Genomic DNA, 23,357 nt, shown 5'->3' with positions numbered 1-23,357 from the left:
TTGTCCTTTCCGCCGGTCTTTTGACACAGGCGGTGGTTCAACGAAAAGTGCTCGCGGCATTTCTTTGCTTGGTGCAGGTAAAGGCAAGCGGACAGGTGATTTTCCAACCGGGCTGTGCTATTGACTCACGCCCCGCGCTCCCCACATAGGCGCGTCCAGCAATTTGAATTTACTGAACCCTGAACGAAACGGCCGAGGAGACCACGACCATTCGCAGACCTTTCAAAGCAGCGGCACCCACCAAGGACGGGCCGCGCTCCAACCGAGACATCCGGGTGCCCCGGGTCCAGCTTATCGATGCCGACGGCCAGAACCGCGGCGATGTTTCCATCAACGACGCGCTGCTGCTGGCCGAAGAGGCCGGGCTCGATCTCGTCGAGATATCGCCCAACGCGGTGCCGCCGGTCGTCAAGATCCTCGATCTCGGCAAGCTGAAATACGCCAACCAGAAGAAGGCGGCCGAAGCGCGCAAGAACCAGAAGGTCATCGAGATCAAGGAGATCAAGATGCGCCCGAACATCGACAGCCATGACTATGAGACCAAGATGAAGGCCGTGCGGCGCTTCTTCGAGGAAGGCGACAAGGTCAAGCTGACGCTGCGCTTCCGCGGCCGCGAGATGGCGCATATGGAGCTCGGCATGCAGCTTCTGAACAAGGTGCGCGAGGAAGTGTCGACGATCGCCAAGGTCGAGGCGGAACCGAAGCTCGAAGGCCGCCAGATGATGATGGTTCTGGCGCCGCGCTAAATCCCGCCAAAATCATGGTGCAGGGCGTCCCGACGATCGGCGGGACGCCTGTTTTCTATCCGATCGCCGCTCGACGATCGGGGTTTCCTCATGGCCGATGAAGTCAAGTCCAAGCCTGCCCGGCAAACGCCGGGTCTCGGCGGCTATCAGCATATGCGCCGCCTCGTGCTGGCCGTTCTGATCGTGGTGCTGTTTGCCGCGCTTCTGTTCGGCCAGTCGACTTTTCCGCCAAACACGCCGGTGCACGAGTCGATCGAGATGTTCGGCGTGCTCCTGATCTTCCTCGGCATAGTCGGGCGACTGTGGTCGACGCTCTATATCGGCGGGCGCAAATCCTCCGAAGTGGTCACCGGCGGGCCCTATTCGATCACCCGCAACCCGCTCTATCTGTTCTCGACGGTGGCGGCCGCCGGCGTCGGCGCGCAGATCGGCTCGTTTTCAGGCATCATTCTCTTTGCATTGCTGTGCGCCGGCGCGTTCCACATCGTCATCCTGCGCGAGGAGCGGTATCTGAAGGAAGTTCTCGGCGCCCCTTATGCGGCCTATCTTGCCAAGGTGCCGCGTTTCTTCCCGAACCTCCGGCTCTACCAGGAAGGCGATACCGGCAGCTTCAAGCCGCGCCTGCTGTTGAACACGCTGCTCGACGGCCTGGTGTTCCTGGTGGCGCTGCCGGCCTTCGAGCTGATCGACGGCGCGCAGCAGTCGGGGATGTTGCCGGTGTGGTTCAGATTGCCGTAAGAGTTGACGGACAGAAGCACTGTCGAAGTGTCGGGCTAACTTCCGGACATGTTAATAATCTGGCTACACGAATGGTGTAGCGATGATCGCGGCAAATAAAGCGCCGAGGGGTGCTCTGTGTCGAGCGTCAGGTCGGCATCACCACATTTGCGAATGTCTTTCACACGGAGCAAAGCTTGAGGGTGAGGACTGCCGTTGCCGCCGTCGGCGGGTTCATTCTCCTGGCTTTGGCTTGGGTGGCGGCAACCGCCAACCAGCGGATGGGGCAATGGTCCTTTACCAAGGATGCCTATGTTGATCGTGGCACGTATTTCCGCCTGAAGGTGGACTTTGCCTATAAGGGCGAGCAGCAGCACTATGACATCGTCGTCGGCTGCAACGTCCTCAACATCCACTACAAAGACAGTTCCTCGACGTACGAGGCTGGGTTGATCCCAACCGTTTGGGGCCAGCGCATGAGCGACAACAAGGCGGTAGTGGTGCGCGCGCCCGACGCCTGCCGGGGCGACACGACGGCAAACGGCGGTGTGCCGGCGGATTTCCTGCCGGTGATGGTCGTCTACGACAATGCCGATACCGTGGCGTTCGGTATCGGCTACATGACGGACGACGCCTATCGGAGCCCGAAATCGGTGCTGCGCTTCGACAAGGCGACCGTCGAGCGCGCGACGCGCGCCGAGTTCGATTCCTTCCGCGCCGATGGCCCGCAGAACATCGTCACGCGCAGTCAGTATCATTCGGCACAAAATGACTATCAACTCGGACTCTTGGGCCTCACAAGAACCTACCCGGCGTTCGGACGAAGTTGCTCCGCCTTTTCCCGCTGGAGACTGTCCGGGCCGGAGCGGGAAATCGTGCGCAAGTACCGGCCATCGAACGCTGCCCGCTACTGGACAATCTCCCAGACACTCTTGGACACGACCACGCAAGCCTCTCTTACGAGCGAAATTCGCGAAGCGCGAAAAAAGGCGAAAAAGCAGACCCGCGACGATGGGCTGGCCCTTGAGATAAACGGAGGCTTCTGGGACCCGGACTTCGGGGCATTGCGTCGCGACGGGGTGCAATTGGTAGGGCTGAGAGGCAGTACCGAGGGTGCGGCCGCGTTCTATCCGGCGGACAGTTCGATGAGGCAGGACAAATGGCCTGTGGAGCAGGCCGCGAGGACGGCGGCTTATGAAACCCTACAGTCGGTAATTACAACAAATGTCGATGTCGATGACGGACGGAACCGAGGCTTCGCTTATTGCTACCTGGGCGATCGGCCACCAACAAAGGAATTGAGAGACAAGGTGTGGGCCTTGCCCGCGACCACGACCATCGATGGGAAAGAAGTGGTGGCGGGTGCTCCAGAGCACTGGGGCTATGGATTTGATCGCGCCGAGTTCGTCTTCGACGGCGATGAATATGTGTTGGAACGTGTCCTTTTCAATCTCGAGTCCACACGAGGCGATCCATGACCAATGGAGCGCTGCGTTAGCGGTCTCTGGTCTTCTGCGACTTGAAGAGGTCGCGCAGCTTCGGGTGTTGCACACCGGCCCTGTTTGATCTATAGGACCGCCGTTCCAAGAAAACCGCCCGGCAGGGCATGCCGTGGCGGTTTCATTTGCTTTTCGGGCTTTGGTCGGCCCGAAGCGAGAAAAGAAGCGCGATGGTGCGCCACCAATACGGAGTAGCAAAATGCCCAAGATGAAGACCAAATCGGCCGCCAAGAAGCGGTTCAAGATTACTGCCACCGGCAAGGTGCTGTCGGCTGCCGCCGGCAAGCGCCACGGCATGATCAAGCGTTCCAACAAGTTCATTCGCGATGCCCGCGGCACGATGGTTCTGGCTGAACCGGACGGCAAGAAGGTCATCAAGAATTTTCTGCCGAACGGCCTCTAATCCCTCGGCTTGGACAACGTTTTAAGGAGATCATGACATGGCACGCGTAAAGAGAGGCGTTACCGCCCACGCCAAGCACAAGAAGGTCCTGAAAGCCGCCAAGGGTTTCTACGGCCGCCGCAAGAACACCATCCGCATCGCCAAGCAGGCGGTTGAGAAGTCGCTGCAGTACGCCTACCGCGACCGCAAGAACCGCAAGCGCTCGTTCCGCGCGCTGTGGATCCAGCGCATCAACGCTGCGGTGCATGAGCACGGCCTGACCTATGGCCGCTTCATCGACGGCCTCAACAAGGCCGGCATCGAGATCGACCGCAAGATCCTTTCGGACATGGCCATCCACGAGCCGCAGGCTTTCGCCGCGCTGGTGGCCAAGGCCAAGGTCGCGCTCGAATATCTGAAGAACACCACGCCGAATGCTTTTGAGAGCGCTGTCGCCTAAGCCAGCGCTTCCCAAGCATTTCTAGTACTGATTTGGGGAACCCGCGCTGGCACGGCTGGCGCGGGTTCTTTTTTGGCCCCCGACGTAACCAAAATGGCACCCGCGTAACCAAAATCGTGACGCACGCTGACGCCAGCCACCGAATAGAAAGAATCTCGCCGTGAACGCCACCGCTGGAAATCTTGAAGCCCTGGAAGCTTCGTTGCTCGCCGAGATCGCGGCGGCCTCGGACGAGGCCGCGATCGAGGCGGTGCGCGTCTCGGCGCTGGGCAAGAAGGGCTCCGTCTCCGAAATGCTGAAGACGCTGGGCGCCATGAGCGCCGAGGAGCGGCAGGTGAAGGGCCCGGCGATCAACGGTTTGAAGAACCGCGTCACCGAGGCGCTCACCCAGCGCAAGGCGGAGCTGAAGGATGTGGCGATCGCCGCCCGGCTCGCCGCCGAGAAGGTCGATGTCACGCTCCCCGTTCGCCAGTCGCCGGCCGAGCGCGGCCGCATCCATCCGATCAGCCAGGTGATCGACGAGATCGCGGCGATCTTCGGCGATCTCGGCTTCTCGATCGCCGAAGGTCCGGATATCGAGACCGACTACTATAATTTCACGGCGCTGAATTTCCCCGAGGGGCATCCGGCGCGCGAGATGCACGACACCTTCTTCTTCCAGCCGGACGAGAAGGGTGAGCGCAAGCTGTTGCGCACGCACACCTCGCCCGTGCAGATCCGCACCATGGAGCGGCAGAAGCCGCCGATCCGCATCGTCATCCCCGGCAAGACCTACCGGCAGGATTCGGACGCCACGCACTCGCCGATGTTCCATCAGGTCGAGGGACTGGTGGTCGACAAGACAGCCAATGTCGCCAACATGAAGTGGGTGCTGGAGGAGTTCTGCAAGGCCTTCTTCGAGGTGCCTTCCGTCAAGATGCGCTTCCGGCCGTCCTTCTTCCCGTTCACCGAGCCCAGCCTCGAGGTCGACATCCAGTGCGACCGCTCGCGTCCGGGCGAAGTTCGCTTCGGCGAAGGCTCCGACTGGATGGAGATCCTGGGCTGCGGCATGGTGCACCCCAACGTGCTGCGCGCCGGCGGGCTCGATCCCGACGAGTATCAGGGCTTTGCCTGGGGCATGGGCATCGACCGCATCGCCATGCTGAAATACGGCATGCCGGACCTGCGCGCCTTCTTCGACGCCGACGTGCGCTGGCTCAGCCACTACGGGTTCCGGCCGCTCGACCTGCCGACGCTGTTCGGGGGGCTGTCTGCATGACGGCACCACACACCGGCGGCTGCCGTTGCGGCGCGGTGCGGTTCGAGGCCTCGGCCGAGCCGCACCACATCAGCTATTGCCATTGCGGCGATTGCCGGCGCGCCAGCGGGGCGCCGGTGTCGGCCTTTGTCGGCTTCCTGGCCGATCAGGTCGCGCTCGAAGGCAAGTCGCTGAAAAGCTACCGCAACGGCCCGGTGGAGCGCTCCTTCTGCGGCATCTGCGGCTCGCCGATCGCCTATGTCGACCGGCGGCTCGACAACAAGATCTATTTCATGCTCGGCGCCATGGACATGCCGGCCTATTTCAAGCCGACGCTGCATGCCTATGTGCGTGAGCAACTGCCCTTCCTGCACATGCCGGACGATTTGCCCAGGCATCTGAAGACCAGCGTGCCCCGACCCAATCAACAAGGGCCCGAAGGGCAAGGACCAAACGGAACAGCACCATGAAATTCACCCTCTCCTGGCTCAAGGACCATCTCGAGACCGACGCCTCGCTTGCCGAGATCGTCGAGCGGCTGACCGCGATCGGCCTCGAAGTCGAACATGTCGACGACAAGGCCGGCCTGAAGCCCTTCGTTATCGCCAAGGTGCTGACGGCGGTGCAGCACCCCGACGCGGACCGGCTGCGCGTGCTGACCGTCGACACCGGCAACGGCAAGCCGCCGGTGCAGGTTGTGTGCGGGGCGCCGAACGCCCGCGCCGGCCTGATCGGCGCTTTCGCTGCGCCCGGCACCTATGTTCCGGGCATCGACGTGACGCTCTCGGTCGGCAAGATCCGCGGCGTCGAGAGCCATGGCATGATGTGCTCCGAGCGCGAGCTTCAAATCTCCGATGAGCATAACGGCATCATCGATTTGCCCGAGGACGCGCCGGTCGGCACCAGCTTCGCGGCTTACGCGCATCTCGACGATCCGGTCATCGAGATCAATTTGACGCCGAACCGGCCGGACGCGACCAGCGTCTACGGCATCGCGCGCGATCTCGCGGCGAGCGGGCTCGGCCGCCTCACCGGCGGCGCGATCATGCCGCATGCCGGCGAAGGCCTATGCCCGGTCAAGGTCACGATCGAGGCGCCGGAGCTTTGCCCGGGCTTCGCGCTCCGGCTGGTCAAGGGCGTCAAGAACGGCCCGTCGCCGAAATGGCTGCAGCAGCGGCTGATCGCCATCGGGCTTCGCCCGATCAGCGCGCTGGTCGACATCACCAACTACGTCACCTTCGACCGCGGCCGGCCGCTGCATGTGTTCGACGCGAAGAAGGTCGCCGGCAACCTCGTGGTGCGGCGCGCCAGGGACGGCGAAAAGGTGCTGGCGCTTGACGGGCGCGAATACAGGCTGACGCCGGAAATGTGCGTGATCGCCGACGACAATGGTGTCGAATCGATCGCCGGCATCATGGGCGGCGAGCACTCGGGCTGCGACGAGAACACCACCGACGTGCTGATCGAATCGGCGCTCTGGGACCCGATCACCACGGCCCGCACCGGCCGCGCGCTCGGCATCATCACCGATGCGCGCTATCGCTTCGAGCGCGGCGTCGATCCGGAATTCATGGTGCCGGGCGTGGAGCTTGCGACCAAGCTGGTGCTCGATTTCTGCGGCGGCACGCCGAGCGAGATGGAGGTGGCGGGCTATGCCGGCCATAAGGCGAAAGTCGTCACCTTCCCGCTGTCGGAAGTGAAGCGGCTGACCGGCATCGAGGTGCCGAGGGAGGAAGCCCTCGGTATCCTGACCCGCCTCGGCTTCGAGCCGCAGGGCTCGGGCGACGTCGTCAAGGTGAAGGTGCCGTCCTGGCGGCCGGATGTCGACGGCAAGGCCGACCTGGTCGAAGAGGTGATGCGCATCCACGGCGTCGACAACATCGCGCCGCAGCCGCTCACCTCACATGATGCCGTCAACGGCAAGATCCTGACCACGCTGCAGGTGCGCACCCGCGCCGCCAAGCGAGCGCTGGCGGTGCGAGGCATGATGGAGGCCGTGACCTGGTCGTTCATCCCGGCCAAGCACGCCGAGCTGTTCGGCGGCGGCCAGAACGGCCTGAAACTCGCCAACCCGATCGCCGCCGACATGTCCGACATGCGGCCCTCGCTGCTGCCTGGGCTGATTTCCGCCGCGCAGCGCAATGCCGACCGCGGCATCGGCGACGTGGCGCTGTTCGAGGTGTCCGGCACCTATGAGGGTGACACGCCCGAACAGCAGCGGCGCGTAGCGGCCGGCGTGCGTCGCGGCACGGCGAAGCTCGAAGGTTCGGGCCGCAGCTGGGCCGGCAATTCAGGCCCGGTCGGCGTGTTCGACGCCAAGGCGGATGCGATCGCGGCACTGGAAGCCTGTGGCGCGCCGGTCGACCGGCTGCAGATCGAGCCGGGCGGTCCGGCCTGGTATCATCCGGGACGTTCCGGCACGATCAAGCTCGGCCCCAAGACCGTGCTCGGCACTTTCGGCGAATTCCATCCGAAGACGCTGGACGGGCTGGACGCTTCAGGTCCGCTCTGCGGCTTCGAGGTGTTCGTCGACGCCGTGCCGGAGCCGAAGGCCAAGCCGACGCGCACCAAGCCGAAGCTGGAACTCTCGCCCTTCCAGGCGGTGAAGCGCGACTTCGCCTTCGTCGTCGACAAGACGGTCGAGGCCGGCACCCTGGTGCGGGCAGCACTTGCCGCCGACAAGAAGCTGGTCACCGGCGTTTCGGTGTTCGACGTTTTCGAGGGCGCCTCACTTGGCGAAGCCAAGAAGTCGATCGCCATCGAGGTCTCGATCCAGCCGGTCGAAAAAACCCTGACCGACGAGGATTTCGAGGCGCTGGCCAAGCGCATCGTCGAGAACGTCAGCAAGCAGACGGGTGGCGTGCTCAGAGCATAAGGCATTGCCGGCAGGTGGCGAATCGCCCTCCAAAGGGCGATGAGCCATCTCCGCTATTCCGGCCTGCCCTTCGAAGATCAGCGCGCGGCGTTCCTAAGGATCGTCGCGGCTGACCCGCTGTTGGCAGAGACGCTGGCGCGGGTGCGAGAACTTGCCTTGCCGGACTGGCTGGTGGTTTCCGGCGCGCTCTATAACAGCGTCTGGAACCATCTCACCGGCAAGCCACCGGGCTACGGCATCAAGGATGTCGACCTGTTCTATTTCGACGACGCCGACCTTTCCTACGAGGCCGAGGATGCGGTGATCCGCCGGGCAGCAGCGCATTTCGAGGGGCTGCCGTTGCCGGTCGAGGTGCGCAACCAGGCGCGGGTGCATCTGTGGTATCCGCAAAAATTCGGGCAGGAATGCCCGCGATACGCGAGTTCGAGCGAATCGGTGAGCTATTTTGCGTCGAAGACGCATGCGGTTGGGGTGCGGTTCGGTGCTGACGGGGCGTTGGAGTTGGTGGCGCCGTTCGGGCTGGATGACGTCTTTTCGTTTCGCATCACGCCGAACCGGGTGCTGGATAATCAGCGGACGCATGAGGCGAAGGGGAAGCGGGCCAGGGAGTGCTGGCCGGAGATTAGCGTGCTGCCTTGGTAGGGGTGCGTAGATAAGAGTAGATAAGAAACGTCGGCGCGAGGCCCCCCTCTCTGCCCTGCCGGGCATCTCCCCCTCAAGGGGGGAGATTGGCGGCTTCGGCGCCGGCGCGCTGCCTTTGCAACGTTGGCGATCAGCGAAAGCCGGCGCGACATCTGATCTCCCCCCTTGAGGGGGAGATGGCCGGCAGGCCAGAGAGGGGGCCTCGCACCTACCTCTCAACGAAAGGCCAAAGCGCCCTTCGTCCGCTCACCCATTCACCAGCGCCAGCAGTTCCTCCGTATAGCGCTTGCCGACCACCTTGTCGGGCGACAATGCATCGCCGATCGCCGCGACTTCCGCCGCGCTCAGCTCAATCCCCGCAGCCGCCGTGTTCTGCTCCAGGTGGCGGATCTTCCGCGCGCCGGGGATGGGAACAATAAAATCGCCCTGGTGCAGGACCCAGGCGAGCGCCAGCTGCGCCGGGGTCACGCCCTTCTCGGCCGCTGTCTTCTCCAGCATCGCGATGACGGCGTTGTTGGCTTCCATCGCCTCGGCCTGGAAGCGCGGAAGGGTCAGGCGCCAGTCGCCGGCGCCGAGCACGTCGGGCTTGGCAATCGTGCCGGTGAGCAGGCCGCGGCCGAGCGGGCTGTAGGGGACGAAACCGATGCCAAGCTCGCGGCAGACGGCGAAGACCTCGTCCTCCGGATCGCGGCTCCACAGCGAATATTCGCTTTGCACCGCGGCGATCGGGTGCACGGCATGCGCCCGGCGCAACGTCGTGCCGCTCACTTCCGACAGGCCGAGCGCACGCACTTTGCCCTCGCGCACCAGCTCGGCCATGGCGCCGACCGTGTCCTCGATCGGCACGTTCGGGTCGACACGGTGCTGGTAATAGAGGTCGATGACGTCGGTATCGAGCCGCTTCAGCGAAGCTTCCGCCACCGCCTTGACGTGCTCGGGGCGGCTGTCGACGCCTATGATGCGGTCGGTGCCTGAGCCGTTCTCGGAAATCTTGAAGCCGAATTTGGTGGCAATGGTGACCTTGTCGCGCACCGGCTTCAGCGCCTTGCCGAGCAGGATTTCGTTCTCGAACGGACCATAGACTTCGGCGGTGTCGAAGAAGGTCACGCCGATTTCGACGGCGCGGCGCAGCGTGGCGATGGCCTCCGCCTCCGGCTGGCCGCCATAGGCGAAGCTCATGCCCATGCAGCCAAGGCCGACGGGGAAGACTTCGAGTTCAGTTCCGAGTTTGCGGGTTTGCATGGCGCATCTCCTTGTTGCGATGGGCAGGAAATAAGGCCTTGCAGTCCGTTCGATAATCGGCTCTCCTTTGCACGGCTTGTTCTAAAACATAGATCAATGAACCGCGCCAACCTCTCTCAGCTCGCCGTGCTTGCCACGGTCGCCCAATGCGCCAGCTTTCGCGGCGCCGCGCGCGAGCTCGGCATAGCGCCCTCGGCCGTGAGCCACGCGGTGTCGAGCCTGGAAGCGCGGCTCGGCGTGCGGCTTCTGGCGCGCAGCACGCGCAGCGTCGCGCCGACCGAAGAAGGCGCGCGACTGCTTGAGCGGCTGCGCCCGGCGCTGTCCGAGATCGACCTGGCGCTGGAGACGGCGGTCGAGGCGCGCGACCGGCCGGCGGGCAATCTGCGGCTCACCGTGCCACGCACGGCCGCCCACCTGACGCTCACGCCCAGGCTCGGCGCCTTCGCCACAGCCTATCCCGACATCGTGCTGGAGATCGTCATCGAGGATCGCTTCACCGATGTGGTCGAAGGCGGCTTCGACGCCGGCGTGCGGCTCGGCGAAAGCCTGCAGCGCGACATGATCGCGGTACGCATCGGCCCCGATCTTCGCGGCGCGGTGGTCGGCTCGCCATCCTATTTCGCGACGATGCCGAAACCGCGCCATCCGCGCGACCTGGCCGACCACCGCTGCATCCGCTTCCGCTTCTCCAGCGGCATCCTTTACCGCTGGGAATTCGAGAAGGACGGCGAGGAAATAGAGATCGCGGCACAAGGGCCGCTGATCCTGGACGAGGACCATCTGATTGCCCAGGCGGCGGTCGACGGTGCTGGTCTCGCCTTCGTCTTCGAGCCCTATGTCCAAGCGGCGCTTGCCGACGGCCGGTTGATCCGCGTGCTGGAGGACTGGTGCCCGTCCTTCGAAGGTTTCTTCGTCTATTATCCCAGCCGCCGGCAGATGCGGCCGGCGCTGAGGGCGTTCGTGGACTTCTTCAAGGTGGGCGGGTAGGCGATCGTTGGAGGCCCCTACAGCGGGCTATCAATTCAGCGTTGATCGCAAAATCCTGTCAAACGCCGGCGCTGCCCCTCATCTGCCTGCCGGCATCTTCTCCCCGTTGAACGGGAGAAGGGGGCTGTCGCCGGCGGTTTCGCCAATCGCAAACGCTGCGGGAAAGAACGCCAACGCCGCGGCCAGCCACTTTCTCCCCGTTTGCGGGGAGAAATACCCGGCAGGGCAATGAGGGGCGGCGCTGGCGTCTGGAATTGTCTACGAGACACGGCATAGGATACTTTCGGAAGAAAGCTGATCTCGGCGGCGTTCTTCGGCCATGCAGACATCCCTCACCAATACCCCCACCCGCTATGGCTGGGCGATGATCGTCCTGCACTGGCTGATCGGCGTCATCTTCATCGGTCAGTTCGCGCTCGGCTATGTCATGGTGCGCACGACAAGCCAGCGGACGTCCTTCGAGCTGATCCAGCTGCACAAATCCTTCGGCTTCCTGCTGCTCGGCCTGATCATCCTGCGCATCGCCTGGCGGCTCGGCAACCCGGCGCCCGCATTGCCTGCCTCGGTCGGCACGCTGGAGCGCAGGACCGCGCCGCTGGCGCATTTCGCGCTCTATGCCTTCCAGATCGCGCTGCCGCTCTCCGGCTGGGCGCTGGTGTCGGTGTCGACGCTGGAAATCCCGACCATGCCGTTCAACCTGTTCGTGATGCCCAACCTGCCCTTGGCCGAATCCGATGCCGCGGAAAGCTTCTGGTCGGCGGCGCACTGGTATCTCGCCTATGCCGGCATCGCGCTGGTGGTGCTGCACATCGCGGCGGCGCTGCGTCATCATTTCCTGCTGCGCGACAAGGTGCTGGCGCGCATGATCACACCTTCGTCAGGCGGGGAATAGATCGGCGCCATCATTCGTTGGTGGGGCGAGAACGCAGAAAATGCGTATCTGCGGAAGGAAAAACCATGAACGCGCGCATCCTCGGATTGGCGGCTTTTGCCGCTTGCCTCGCCGTGCCCGCCGTTGCCGCGGTCGCGCTCAGCGACGCCGCCGGCAGCTACACGATCAGCCCGTCGGGCTCCTCGATCCGCTTCACCATCGGCAAGGCCGGCGGCGGCGGCTTCGACGGCGCCTTCGGCCGCTTCAAGGGCACGATCCGCATCGACAATAGCGATGTCGGCCATTCCAAGGTCGACCTCACCATCTATCCCGAGAGCGTCGGCACCGGGCAGGGCCGCATCGACGCCTTCCTGCGTTCCGACGCGGTGTTCGATGCCGCCAACAATCCGGAAATCCAGTTCCGCTCGACCAGCGTGACCCGCACCGGCGACACGACGGCGGTCGTTACCGGCCGGCTGACGGCGCGCGGCAAGACGTTCCCGGAGAAGTTCACCGCCGAGCTCGGCGGATTGAAGGGCGGGACCATCAAGTTCCACGTCACCGGCAAGGTGCTCAGGTCGCGCTACGGCATGGATGTCGGCACGCCGCTCTATTCCAATGTCGTCGATTTCGACATGACGCTGACGGGGAGAAGGGGCTGAGCGCTATTTCCTCGCCCCCGCAACGCGGGGGAGAGGTGGCTCGGGCGCAGCCCGAGACGGAGCGGGGGGCGCCCTGCGCGACGGCAGAGCCTTCGCAGAAGTGTGCTGTCGTGAAGCTGCTCCACTCTTTGGTTAGTACTCTACGAAGGCCCCTCTCCGTCCCGGCTTCGCCGGGTCACCTCTCCCCACTGCGTGGGGCGAGGAAGGTGCGCTGCCTCCCGATTGGCTTTTCCGTCGATTTCGGGCAAACCTCGTCGCCTGTAAACCGACATGGAGAAGCGTGATGTTCCGATGGGGTGTTCTGTCGACGGCGAAGATCGGCCGCGAGCAGCTTTTGCCGGCAATCGTGGATTCGGAGAACGGCGTCCTGTCGGCGATCGCCAGCCGCGACCTGTCGAAGGCCAAGGCACTGGGCGAGCGTTTCGGCGCCCGTCATGCTTTCGGCTCCTATGAGGAGCTGCTTGCCTCCAAGGAGGTCGACGGCGTCTACATTCCGCTGCCGACCTCGCAGCATGTCGAATGGACGGCCAAAGCCATCGAAGCGGGAAAACATGTGCTGGTGGAAAAACCGCTGGCGCTCGACGCCAAGGACATCCCTCCGCTGATCAAGCTGCGCGACGAGAAGAAGGTGCTGGTCTGCGAGGCCTTCATGGTCGTCTACCACCCGCAATGGATCAAGGTGCGCGATCTCATCGCCGGCGGCGCCATCGGCCGGCTGCGGCACGTGCAAGGCGCGTTCTCCTACTACAATGTCGATCCCAACAACATGCGCAACCAGCTCGATCTCGGCGGCGGCGCGCTGCCCGATATCGGCGTCTATCCGACCGTGTCGACGCGGTTCTCGACCGGCAAGGAGCCGATCCGCGTGCAGGCGACGATCGAGCGCGACAAGACCTTCGGCACCGACATCTATTCCTCGATCCGTGCCGATTTCGGCGACTTCGAATTGTCCTTCTATCTGTCGACGCAGATGGCGGCGCGCCAGGTGATGGTGTTCCACGGCGAGAAAGGCTTCATCGAGGTCTTCGGCCCGTTCAACGCCGGGCTCTACGAGCACCACCGCATCGAGCTGCACAACCAGAACCACACCGAGGCGCAGGTGTTCCGCTTCCCCGGCACGCAGCAGTACCGGCTGGAATGCGAAGCCTTCGTGCGCGCCGCCCAGGGCGGCAAGGACCGCGTCTTCACGCTGGAGGAATCGGTACTGAACCAGAAGGTCATCGACGCCATCTTCCGCGCCGGCGACAAGGACGGCTGGGAAACCGTCTGAACGCGATAAATTCGCCGGCTCATTCTGGGAGGGACAATGGCTGACGCGGACGTGATCATTGTCGGCGCGGGGCTGGCGGGCCTCGTTGCCGCGGCTGAACTGGCGGAGGCCGGCAAGAAAATCATCATCGTCGACCAGGAGCCGGAGCAGTCGCTGGGCGGGCAGGCCTTCTGGTCCTTCGGCGGGCTGTTCCTGGTCGATTCGCCGGAGCAGTGGCGCATGCGCATCCGCGACTCGCACGACCTCGCGCTCGAGGACTGGATGGGCACGGCCGCTTTCGACCGGCCGGAGGATTTCTGGCCGCGCAAATGGGCCGAGGCCTATGTCGGCTTCGCCGCCGGCGAGAAGCGTTCCTGGCTGATCGAGAGGGGCCTGAAATTCTTCCCCGTCGTTGGCTGGGCCGAGCGCGGTGGCGGCAACGCGACCGGCCACGGCAACTCGGTGCCGCGCTTCCACATCACCTGGGGCACCGGCCCCGGCGTGATCGAACCATTCGTGCTGCGCGTGCGCGAGGCGCAGAAGCGCGGGCTCGTCCAGTTCCGGTTCCGCCACCGGGTCAACGAGATCATCCGCGCCGGCAACACCGTCACCGGCGTGCGCGGCGACGTGCTGGAACCGAGCAGTGTCGAGCGCGGACACAAGAGCTCGCGTACCGTGGCCGGAGAATTCGAACTCGGCGCGCAGGCGGTGATCGTCGCTTCCGGCGGCATCGGCGGCGATCACGAGTTGGTGCGCAAGAATTGGCCTGAGCGCCTGGGCGCGCCGCCGAAGCGGATGATCACCGGCGTGCCCGATCATGTCGACGGGCGCATGCTGGCGATCACCGAGGCTGCGGGCGGAAGGATCATCAACCGCGACCGCATGTGGCACTATGTCGAGGGCATCAAGAACTGGGCGCCGATCTGGACCGATCATGCGATCCGCATCCTGCCCGGCCCATCCTCGCTCTGGCTCGACGCGCGCGGCAAGCGGCTGCCGGTGCCGCTCTATCCGGGCTTCGACACTTTAGGCACGCTCAGCCATATCATGGGCACCGGCTTCGACTATTCCTGGTTCATCCTGACCAAGAAGATCATCCAGAAGGAGTTCGCGCTGTCGGGTTCCGAACAGAACCCCGACCTCACGGGAAAAAGCTGGCGGCAGGTGCTGGGCCGCGCCACGTCGGGCATTCCCGGTCCGGTGAAAGCCTTCATGGAAAAGGGCGAGGATTTCATTGTCGAGGCGGACCTTGCCCGGCTGGTCAAGCGCATGAATGCGCTGGCCGGCGGCGAGCCGCTGCTGGACGTCGCCCAGGTCGAGCGCGAGATCCGCGCCCGCGACATGCAGCTCGACAACCCGTTCTCCAAGGACGCGCAGATCACCGCGCTGCGCGGCGCGCGCGCCTATCTCGGCGACAAGCTGATCCGCACGGCCCGGCCGCACAAGATGCTCGATCCGGCGAACGGGCCGCTGATCGCGGTGCGCCTCAATATCCTCACCCGCAAGACGCTGGGAGGGCTTGAGACCGATCTCGACAGCCGGGTGCTCGATGCCACTGGGCAGCCGGTGCCGGGTCTCTATGCGGTCGGCGAGGTGGCCGGCTTCGGCGGCGGCGGCGTGCATGGCTATGCGGCGCTGGAAGGCACCTTCCTTGGCGGCTGCATCTTTTCAGGCCGCAGCGCGGGACGAGCGGCGGCGGCCACGATTGCGTGAACGATAGGCGTGAGCGCGCTTCACCGTTTCACGGAAACGGTGAAGCGCCCTATGTCTTTGTTTGACGCAATTCCACACGGAAAACTGCTCCCACTTTTCCCTGAACGAACTCCAACCGCAATGAGAACGAGATGCGCATTATCGTCTATGGCATCGGCGCGATCGGCGGCGCCATCGCGGCCCAGCTAAGTTTTTCCGGCCACACGGTCATCGGCATCGCCCGCGGCAGGCAGCTCGACGCCATCCGCGCCTCGGGACTGTCGCTGTCTACCCCGCAAGGCACCAGGACCGCGCGCTTTCCTGTCCACGCCGACCCGTCGGAGATCTCCTTCGAACCGGACGATGTCGTGCTGCTGACCATGAAGACGCCAGATACGCTCGGCGCGCTGCAACGGCTCAACGCCGCAGGCTTGGCCGCGCAGCCGGTGTTCTGCTTCCAGAACGGCGTCGCCAACGAGGCGCTGGCCCTGCGCTTCTTCGCCAATGTCTATGGCGCAACGGTGATGCTGCCAGCCGATTACGACACGCCCGGCGAGGTCGCGGCCTATTTCGCGCCCAAGATCGGCGCCTTCGATATCGGCCGCTATCCGTCCGGTACCGACGGCAGCGTCGAGAAACTGTGCGGAATCCTCAGCGCGTCCGGCTTTATCGTCGACCCAAGGGACAATGTGATGAGCAGCAAATACCGCAAGCTGCTCGCCAATCTTCGCAACATCATCGACGCGGCTCTTGCTGACACCGAGCTTCAGCGGAAATGGCATGCCAAGGCACGCGCCGAGGCGGAAGCGGTGCTGAGCGCCGCCGGTATTGCGTGGGACAAGACCGATGCCATGGCCCGCGAGGAACTGACCATTACCGCCATTCCCGGCCGAACGCGCGTCGGGTCGTCGACGCTGCAGAGCATCGTGCGCCGGACCGGCTCCCTCGAAACCGACTTCCTCAATGGCGAGATCGTGCTGCTCGGACGGCTGCACGGCATAGCGACGCCGGTCAACGCAGCCCTATGCAAACTGTCGATCGAGCTGGCCAGCGGCCGGATGCAGCCGCAATCGGCCAGCGACGCCACGATCGCCGCCGTGATCGACGCGCCCGGCGGAACCGGCTGATCGCCGGAGGCGATCAAAAAATAGAGCTCGGCCTGAGAATCCTTTCGAGCCCATGGAACGTCTTCCTCATGCAGACCCGCAAACAGGAGACGACCATGACCTTCAATCTGATCCGCTACGGCGTGAACGACGCCAGCATCGCCGAGAACCGGGCGCTGGTGGAAAAAGTGTTCGAGGCGCTGGACGAGGCGCAGCCTCAATCGGTGCGCTATCTGGTGCTCGAACTCGATAACGGCGAATTCGTCCACCTCGTCGGCTATGACAAGGACAGCTCGACACTGACCGAGCTCGACGCGTTCAAGGTGTTTGGTGCCGATCACGCCGGGCGGCGTTCAACGCCGCTGGTGAGGTCGCCGGCGAAGATCGTCGGCAATTATCGTATGCTGGCCAAGGCCTATGAAGCCGTGCCCGCCTGATCTAAAGCGCGTCGCGATCCTTCGGATTCGCTCCATGCGCTTTAGGTCTTTGGTTTTGCGCATGTCTTTATCCCGAAACCGGTTCCCACTTTCGGGAGACATGCTTTAGTCATCGGCGAGGCGAGAAAGAGGACGATGAGCTTGGCAGGGTTCGGCCGCGCGGAACTTGCAGCCATGCTCGTCGGCCTGCGCCCGAAACTGCACCGCTATGTTGCGCGTATGGCCGGCTCGGTGATCGAGGGCGAGGACATCGTGCAGGAGGCGGTGGTGAAGGCGCTCGCCGCCCATGACGGCGGCGCCCTGGTCGAACGCCCCGAGCAGTGGCTGTTCCGCATCGCCCACAACGCGGCGCAGGATCATCTGCGCCGCCGCCAGCGGGAGCGCTCGCGCATGACCGAAGCCGACATGACCGGAATTGAAGATATCTCCGCCAACGCGGAGGTTCGGCTCGCTGCGGCGGCAAGCCTGCGCAGCTTCATGCAGCTTAGGCCGGCGCAGCGCAGTGCCGTGATCCTCGTCGACGTGCTTGGCCTCACCTTGCACGAGACCTGTGAGGTGACGGGCTCGACACTTGCCGCCACCAAGGCGGCACTGCATCGCGGCCGGACTGAGTTGAAGGCGCTGGCTTCGGCGCCGACCGACGTCGCGGTGCCCAAACTCGAACCGGAAGAGGAGCGCCGGCTGCGCCGCTATATCGACCTGTTCAACGCGCGCGATTTCGACGGGGTCAGGGCGCTGATCGCCGAGGACGTCCAGGTCGACGTCGTCAACCGCACCCGCCTCAAAGGCAAGAAGGAAGCCTCGACCTATTTCGGCAATTACGAGCGCCTCGGCGACTGGGCGCTGTCGCTCGGCTTCGTCGAGGCCCGGCCGGCAATCCTCATTCGCAACCTGCAGGCGGACGATGCGGTGCGCGGCTTCATGCTGGTCCATTGGCGCGGCGAAGAGGTCGTGCGCATCCGCGATTTCCGCCATGCACCCTACTGCCTCGAGAATGCCCACATCCGTCCCGTCGCCGTTTGACCGTCGCGTGAGGCACTCCTCCATCAAATAATCGTGAAGTCGCGCGATCGTCACGGATCGGCCATCAGCGCGGCAGCATAGGCCTGCTCGAAGTCGGCCAGTTCCCGGTCCCCTAAGCGCCACGGCACGATCATTTTCACCGTCCGCAAAGAGGGCGCCTGGCCGGCCGTCGTTAGTTTTTGTCTTTTCACCAATCACGTAATGCGGGCGGATAGGAGCCCGCGAGGTTCTCCGATGTCTTTCACCGAAGCCACCAAGCCCGCCAAGCAGAATTCCCGCAAGGCCAAAGCAGCGACCGCGGCGCCGGCGCGCGAGCAGATCCTGATCGGCCCTGATTTCATCCAGAAAGGCGAGCCGCAAGAGCGGCTCGACCGGTTCTTCGCCGATCTGGCGAGCCGCTTCGACGCAGCACCAGCGGTCATCTCCGGCGGTCGAGCCTGGTCGTATCGCGAGCTTAACAGCCGCGCCAACCAGTTCGCCCATCTGTTGATCGAGCGCGGTGTCAAGCCAGGCGACAGGATCGGCCTTTTGCTCGACCGCTCCGCAGAGACGTACATCGCGGTGCTTGCCGTGATGAAGGCCGGGGCGGCATTCGTGCCCTTGGCCACCGCTTTTCCCGAAGACCGCATGGTGATGATCATCGAGGACGCCAACGTCACGATGGTGATCAGCGTCTCCGGTTATGCTGCGCGCGTGTCACGCCTGCCCGTTCCGCATATCTCGATCGATTCGGCGGAGTCTGAAATTGCGCTCCAGCCGGAAACGGCGCCCTTGCCGGACGGCGCCCAGGATCAGACCTGCTATATCCTTTACACGTCGGGCACCACGGGCAAGCCCAAGGGCGTGGTCATCACCCATCAGAGCTTCTGCAACTTCATCCGCGTCGCCGCCGCGTCCTACGGCTACCAGCCCGGCGACCGCGTGTACCAGGGCATGACCATCGCCTTCGACTTCTCTTCGGAGGAGATCTGGGTGCCGTTTGCCGCAGGCGCAACCGTCGTGCCGGCGCCCGGCCAGCAGCCGTTGGTGGGCGAGGAACTGGCCAGTTTCCTACGCGAGCACAACATCACCTGTATGGCCTGCAGCCCGACGCTGCTGTCGTCGATCGAGAGCGACGCGCCAAGCCTGCGCGCGATCCTTGTCGGCGGCGAGGCCTGCTCTCACAAGCTCGTGGTGCGTTGGGCAAAGCCCGGCCGTCAGATCCTGAACACCTATGGCCCGACGGAGGCGACCGTCACCGCCACCATGGCCTTGCTGACGCCGGACGAACCGGTGACGATCGGCAGGCCGTTGCCGACCTATTCGATAGCCATCCTCGACCCGAAAAAGCCACAGGTGCTGAGCGGCGACGAGTTGGGCGAAATCTGCATCGGCGGCATGGGCGTGGCGGTCGGCTATCTCAACCGGCCGGAACTGAACGATGAGAAATTCATCCATGATTTCATCGGCCTGCCGAACAACCCAAGCGGCCGCATCTATCGGACGGGAGACCTTGGCCGGATCAACGACAAGGGCGAGATCGAATATCACGGACGCATCGACACGCAGGTGAAAATCCGCGGCTACCGCATCGAGCTGGGCGAGATCGAGGCAGTGCTGCTGGATCAGCCGGGCATCGCGCAGGCGGCGGTCACGACCTGGGAGATCGAACCCGAGCGTACCGAGCTGGTCGGCTATTACGCCCCCAAAAGCGGCGGCGACGGAGTGGACCGCACCGTGCTGGTGCAGGAGCTGAAGCGACGGCTGCCCGACTACATGGTTCCAGCCTATCTCGAGCAGTTGCCCACGATCCCGATGACCGTTTCCAACAAGGTCGACCTAAGGAAGTTGCCAAAGCCGACGAGCGCGCGTGTCGCCGCCGGCCATGCGATGATCGACCCGCGCAACGAGGATGAGAAGTTCCTCGTGGAGACGCTGGCGGACGTGCTGAAATTCGAGGACATCTCCATCGAAGACCACTTCTTCGACGACCTCGGCGCGAACTCGCTGTTGATGGCGCGGTTCTGCGCGCGCATCCGCTCGCGCAAGGCCTGGTCGACGACTTCGATGCGCGACATCTACCTGCATCCAACGGTAGCGAAGCTTGCCGAGCATCTGCGGGAACCCCAGATGGCCGCGGTTGCCGCGCGCGAGCCCATGCTGACGCACAGGGCCTCCAATCTTGCCATCTGGGCAACGGGATTCGGCCAGCTGCTGTTCTACGCGGTCTACAGCTATGTGGCGTTGTGGGCGATCAATGACGGCCTCGATTGGGTCTATGACGCCCTGGACGACCCGGCGTCTCTCTATCTGCGTTGCGTTGTTCTATCCGCCAGCGTGTTCTTTGGATTGAGCGGCTTCGCCGTCGTCGCCAAATGGCTGCTGGTCGGCCGCTGGAAGGCCGAAACCTTTCCGATCTGGGGTTGGCGTTACTATCGATTCTGGATCGTCAAGACTCTGGTTCGCAGCGCGCCGGTCGTGCTGTTCCGCGGCAGCCCGCTCTATAGCCTCTATCTGCGCCTGCTCGGCGCGCGGCTCGGCAGTCGCACCGTCGTGGAGTGCCGGGCCGTTCCGGTCTGCACCGACCTGATCGCCATCGGCGACAACTCGATCCTGCGCAAGGACTCGACGATCCTCGGGTTCCGCGCGCAGGCGGGCTATATTCATACCGGACCGGTCAATATCGGCAACAACGCCTTTGTCGGCGTCGGATCGACGCTCGACATCGACACGCGCATGGGCGACGGCGCCCAGCTCGGTCACGCTTCGTCGCTGCATCGCGGACAGACCATTCCGGCCGGAGAGCACTGGCACGGCTCGCCTGCGATCCCGACCAAGGCGGATTACTGCAACGTGCCCAACGTCCCGTTGTCGCGGGTGCGCCGCGTCGTCTACGAGGCGATCCAGCTCTTCATCCTTTTTGCCATCGTCACACCGTTCCCGCTTCTGTTCCACAGCTACTGGGAAAATGTCGGCGACGACTATGATGAGACCATCGGCGTCGTGGCGATCGGCACCACGGTCACGGTGGCTGGCTTCATCATCGGCGGGGTACTGCTGGCAGCCATCGTGCCGCGGCTGTTCAACCTCGTGCTGAAGCCCGGCCGGAACTACTCGCTCTACGGCTTCCACTACTGGCTGCAAACGATGCTGGAGCTGGTCAGCAATGTGCGGCTGCTGAACGTGCTGTTCGGCGACAGTTCCGCCGTCGTCTACTATCTGCGCGCCATCGGCTGGAAGCTGAACAAGGTGGATCAGACCGGGTCGAATTTCGGCACCAACCAGCGGCATGAAAACCCGCAGCTCAGCGAGATCGGCTCGCACACAATGGTGTCGGACGGTCTGTTCATGGTCAACATGCAGAAGTCGGCCAATTCCTTCCGGCTCGAGCACACACGGGTCGGCGAACGCAACTTCTTCGGCAACAACATTATCTATTCACCGGATTCCCGCGTCGGCGACAATTGCCTGCTCGGGACCAAGGTTCACGTGCCGGTGGACGGCCCCATGCGCGAGAATGTCGGGCTCCTGGGCTCGCCACCCTTCGAAATTCCGCGCATGGTCAATCGCGACAAGGAGCTTCTCGGACTGATCTCAGACAAGGAGCGCAGTCGCCGCCTGCCGCTGAAGAACCTGCACAATCTCGTCACCGCGCTGATGTTCGTGGCCGCGCAGTGGCTGATCCTGTTCCTGACGCTCGCCATCTGGGACCGCGCGCTCAACTACTATAGCGAATGGGGGCAGACGGCACTTTTCGTGGCGGTGATGCTGACCACGGCGATTGGCATCCCGTTCTATATCTTCCTCGAGCGAGCCAGCCTCGGCTTCCGTCGCCTGAAGCCCAGGATGGCGACGATCTACGACCCGGTCTTCTGGCGGCACGAACGTCACTGGAAGCTGTCCGACTCGCCGATCATGGGCCTGTTCACCGGCACCCCGTTCCGGCCGCTGATCCTGCGCATGCTGGGCGTGAAGGTGGGGCTGCGCCTCTATGACGGCGGCTGCATCATCACCGAGCGGTCGCTGTTGGAGATCGGCGACGACGTGACGCTCAACGAAGGTTGCGTGATCCAGCCGCACTCGCTGGAGGAAGGCGCATTCAAGTCCGACTACATCCGCATCGGCAACGGCTGCACGCTGGCGCCGTCCTCCTTCGTTCATTACGCGGTGGTGATGGGCGAGGGATCGGTGGCCGACGTCGACTGCTTCGTGATGAAGGGCGAGGTGCTGGAGCCGAACACGGTCTGGCGCGGCAACCCGGCGAAGCTCTATGGCGTGGTGACGCCGATCGACGCCCGCGCGATGGAAGTCGGGCACGCCCCGTGACGCGCAACGCCGGCATCGGCGATCAGCCGGTTGTGCTGGAACCCGTCGGCAAGGGCAACCGGGCGGCGATACTGGCGCTCGAACTGTTGCCGCGGCAGCAGGGTTTCGTCGCCTCCAACGCCGAATCGCTGGCGGAGGCCAAGCAGGATGACGAGGCGATCGCCCGGGCGGTCATCGCCGACGGGCGCGTCGTCGGATTCCTGATGTACAGCGCGCCCGAGGACGATGACGAAGCGATCATCTATCGCTTCATGATCGACCGTCGCGAGCAAGGCAAAGGCCTTGGCCGCGCCGCTGTCGCCAAGGCGCTGGAAGAGATTGCGAAGCTCGGCCACATCCGCCGCGTTTCAATCTGCTATGAACCGGAGAACGAGGCGGCGCGCCGGCTCTACGCCGGTTTCGGCTTCGTCGAGCAAGGACTGGACGAAGACGACGAGATGATCGCCGCGCTCGAACTGGACGGATAGAGCGTTGAACACCCGGCCGCAAGGCACGTCAGCAAGCATCCAACGCGTCGAGCAGGCATTGGCCGGACTCGCACCGCTCGGCCTCATCGTCGGCTGCCGTCACATCCAGGCCGGCGACGAGCAATATTTGCTGCCGGAGGAAAACGCCTCTATGGCGACGCGCGAGCCCGGCGCGCGCGCCGCCACGGGAGCAGGCCGCCACATCGCGCACGAATTGCTGCGGCGCCTTGGATGCATGAACCCCGCGATATTGCGCGGCCGATTCGGAAACCCGATCTGGCCGGCCGGCATTGTCGGCTCGATCGCGCACGACGATACGATGGCCGTGGCAGTCGCCGCGAGATCCGGCGAGCTGCGAAGCGTCGGCGTCGACATCGAGCCTGCCTTACCGTTGCCCGACGACCTCAGGGCCGTGGTTGCCGCACCGGAGGATCGCCTGGGCGATCTCGATCCGAATCTGGGCGGCCGCATCCTGTTCGCGGTCAAGGAGGCGGCCTACAAGGCATCGTTCCCGCTCGACGGTCGCGTGCTGGGTTTCGAGGACATCGCCGTCGATTTCGAAAAGGGTGAAGCAGTCACTTCGCCGGGCCGGCGTCTGGCCGTCTGTTTTGCCACCTCCCCATGCATCCTGGCGCTGACCTACACGGCGTCGGAGCGCTGAGAAGCCCTTCCAGCATCGCGGCACTCAAACACCAGCTGGATAGGCCCGCCTATCGTGCCTCAACATAGATGTTTGAAACATCAATCCTTGACGTTAG

Annotated in this window: 21 protein-coding genes; 20 read left to right on the top strand and 1 reads right to left on the bottom strand. The window is 64.1% G+C overall.

Annotated elements, in window-relative coordinates:
* The first annotated feature begins 209 nt into the window (after positions 1-209).
* The 9 genes from infC to DPM35_RS20180 all read left to right on the top strand — a co-directional run bounded on the left by infC (position 210) and on the right by DPM35_RS20180 (position 8,558).
* Positions 210-746 (top strand): translation initiation factor IF-3, encoded by a 537-nt coding sequence (infC, locus tag DPM35_RS20220; RefSeq protein WP_112128992.1) that lies wholly within the window; start codon positions 210-212, stop codon positions 744-746.
* A gap of 90 nt (positions 747-836) precedes the next feature.
* Positions 837-1,484 carry a methyltransferase family protein gene (locus DPM35_RS20215; protein ID WP_112128991.1) on the top strand — a complete coding sequence of 216 codons (648 nt, stop codon included), beginning with the start codon at positions 837-839 and terminating at the stop codon, positions 1,482-1,484.
* Between the two features lie 176 nt (positions 1,485-1,660).
* Entirely contained in the window at positions 1,661-2,941 is a 1,281-nt protein-coding gene (locus DPM35_RS20210; RefSeq protein ID WP_181592079.1) for a hypothetical protein, read from the top strand.
* 220 nt (positions 2,942-3,161) lie between these two features.
* Complete coding sequence (gene rpmI / locus DPM35_RS20205) at positions 3,162-3,365, top strand: 50S ribosomal protein L35 (protein ID WP_027166935.1); 204 nt, start codon at positions 3,162-3,164, stop codon at positions 3,363-3,365.
* Between the two features lie 37 nt (positions 3,366-3,402).
* Complete coding sequence (rplT, locus tag DPM35_RS20200) at positions 3,403-3,804, top strand: 50S ribosomal protein L20 (protein WP_071100686.1); 402 nt, start codon at positions 3,403-3,405, stop codon at positions 3,802-3,804.
* A gap of 160 nt (positions 3,805-3,964) precedes the next feature.
* On the top strand, positions 3,965-5,062 hold the full coding sequence (pheS, locus tag DPM35_RS20195) for a phenylalanine--tRNA ligase subunit alpha (RefSeq protein WP_112128989.1): 1,098 nt from the start codon (positions 3,965-3,967) through the stop codon (positions 5,060-5,062).
* Complete coding sequence (locus tag DPM35_RS20190) at positions 5,059-5,511, top strand: GFA family protein (RefSeq protein WP_112128988.1); 453 nt, start codon at positions 5,059-5,061, stop codon at positions 5,509-5,511. Before pheS ends, DPM35_RS20190 begins: the two co-directional genes overlap by 4 nt.
* A complete protein-coding gene (gene pheT, locus DPM35_RS20185; RefSeq protein WP_112128987.1) occupies positions 5,508-7,916 on the top strand; it encodes a phenylalanine--tRNA ligase subunit beta in 2,409 nt (802 codons plus the stop codon). The genes DPM35_RS20190 and pheT overlap by 4 nt, the downstream gene beginning before the upstream one ends.
* Positions 7,917-7,955: 39 nt before the next feature.
* The gene (locus DPM35_RS20180) at positions 7,956-8,558 is read left to right on the top strand and encodes a nucleotidyltransferase family protein (protein WP_112128986.1); all 603 of its coding nucleotides are present in this window, start codon (positions 7,956-7,958) and stop codon (positions 8,556-8,558) included.
* 246 nt (positions 8,559-8,804) lie between these two features.
* On the opposite strand, the gene DPM35_RS20175 is transcribed toward DPM35_RS20180, so the two are convergent.
* A complete protein-coding gene (locus tag DPM35_RS20175; RefSeq protein WP_112128985.1) occupies positions 8,805-9,800 on the bottom strand; it encodes an aldo/keto reductase in 996 nt (331 codons plus the stop codon).
* Positions 9,801-9,896: 96 nt separating this feature from the next.
* Here DPM35_RS20175 and DPM35_RS20170 point away from each other — a divergent pair, with 96 nt between their 5' ends.
* The 11 genes from DPM35_RS20170 to DPM35_RS20120 all read left to right on the top strand — a co-directional run bounded on the left by DPM35_RS20170 (position 9,897) and on the right by DPM35_RS20120 (position 23,260).
* Entirely contained in the window at positions 9,897-10,787 is an 891-nt protein-coding gene (locus tag DPM35_RS20170) for a LysR family transcriptional regulator (RefSeq protein WP_112128984.1), read from the top strand.
* A 319-nt stretch (positions 10,788-11,106) separates the two neighbouring features.
* Positions 11,107-11,679 (top strand): cytochrome b, encoded by a 573-nt coding sequence (locus DPM35_RS20165; RefSeq protein WP_112128983.1) that lies wholly within the window; start codon positions 11,107-11,109, stop codon positions 11,677-11,679.
* Between the two features lie 65 nt (positions 11,680-11,744).
* The gene (locus DPM35_RS20160) at positions 11,745-12,320 is read left to right on the top strand and encodes a YceI family protein (RefSeq protein ID WP_112128982.1); all 576 of its coding nucleotides are present in this window, start codon (positions 11,745-11,747) and stop codon (positions 12,318-12,320) included.
* A gap of 283 nt (positions 12,321-12,603) precedes the next feature.
* Positions 12,604-13,590, top strand: coding sequence for a Gfo/Idh/MocA family protein (locus DPM35_RS20155; RefSeq protein WP_112128981.1), 987 nt, complete (start codon positions 12,604-12,606; stop codon positions 13,588-13,590).
* 36 nt (positions 13,591-13,626) lie between these two features.
* Complete coding sequence (locus DPM35_RS20150; protein WP_112128980.1) at positions 13,627-15,282, top strand: FAD-binding dehydrogenase; 1,656 nt, start codon at positions 13,627-13,629, stop codon at positions 15,280-15,282.
* A 131-nt stretch (positions 15,283-15,413) separates the two neighbouring features.
* Positions 15,414-16,388, top strand: coding sequence for a ketopantoate reductase family protein (locus DPM35_RS20145; RefSeq protein WP_112128979.1), 975 nt, complete (start codon positions 15,414-15,416; stop codon positions 16,386-16,388).
* 95 nt (positions 16,389-16,483) lie between these two features.
* Entirely contained in the window at positions 16,484-16,804 is a 321-nt protein-coding gene (locus DPM35_RS20140) for a hypothetical protein (RefSeq protein WP_245431589.1), read from the top strand.
* A gap of 135 nt (positions 16,805-16,939) precedes the next feature.
* Entirely contained in the window at positions 16,940-17,827 is an 888-nt protein-coding gene (locus DPM35_RS20135) for a sigma-70 family RNA polymerase sigma factor (RefSeq protein ID WP_112128978.1), read from the top strand.
* Between the two features lie 234 nt (positions 17,828-18,061).
* Positions 18,062-22,132 carry a Pls/PosA family non-ribosomal peptide synthetase gene (locus DPM35_RS20130; RefSeq protein WP_245431588.1) on the top strand — a complete coding sequence of 1,357 codons (4,071 nt, stop codon included), beginning with the start codon at positions 18,062-18,064 and terminating at the stop codon, positions 22,130-22,132.
* Entirely contained in the window at positions 22,129-22,599 is a 471-nt protein-coding gene (locus DPM35_RS20125) for a GNAT family N-acetyltransferase (protein WP_245431587.1), read from the top strand. The genes DPM35_RS20130 and DPM35_RS20125 overlap by 4 nt, the downstream gene beginning before the upstream one ends.
* Before the next feature lie 58 nt (positions 22,600-22,657).
* Positions 22,658-23,260, top strand: a complete 603-nt coding sequence (locus tag DPM35_RS20120; protein ID WP_245431586.1) for a 4'-phosphopantetheinyl transferase family protein — start codon at positions 22,658-22,660, stop codon at positions 23,258-23,260.
* Positions 23,261-23,357 lie beyond the last annotated feature (97 nt).

The sequence above is a fragment of the Mesorhizobium atlanticum genome, assembly GCF_003289965.1.
GTDB lineage: Bacteria > Pseudomonadota > Alphaproteobacteria > Rhizobiales > Rhizobiaceae > Mesorhizobium > Mesorhizobium atlanticum.
Note: the sequence above shows the minus strand (reverse complement) of the source record. Positions and strands in the feature narration are given on the sequence as shown.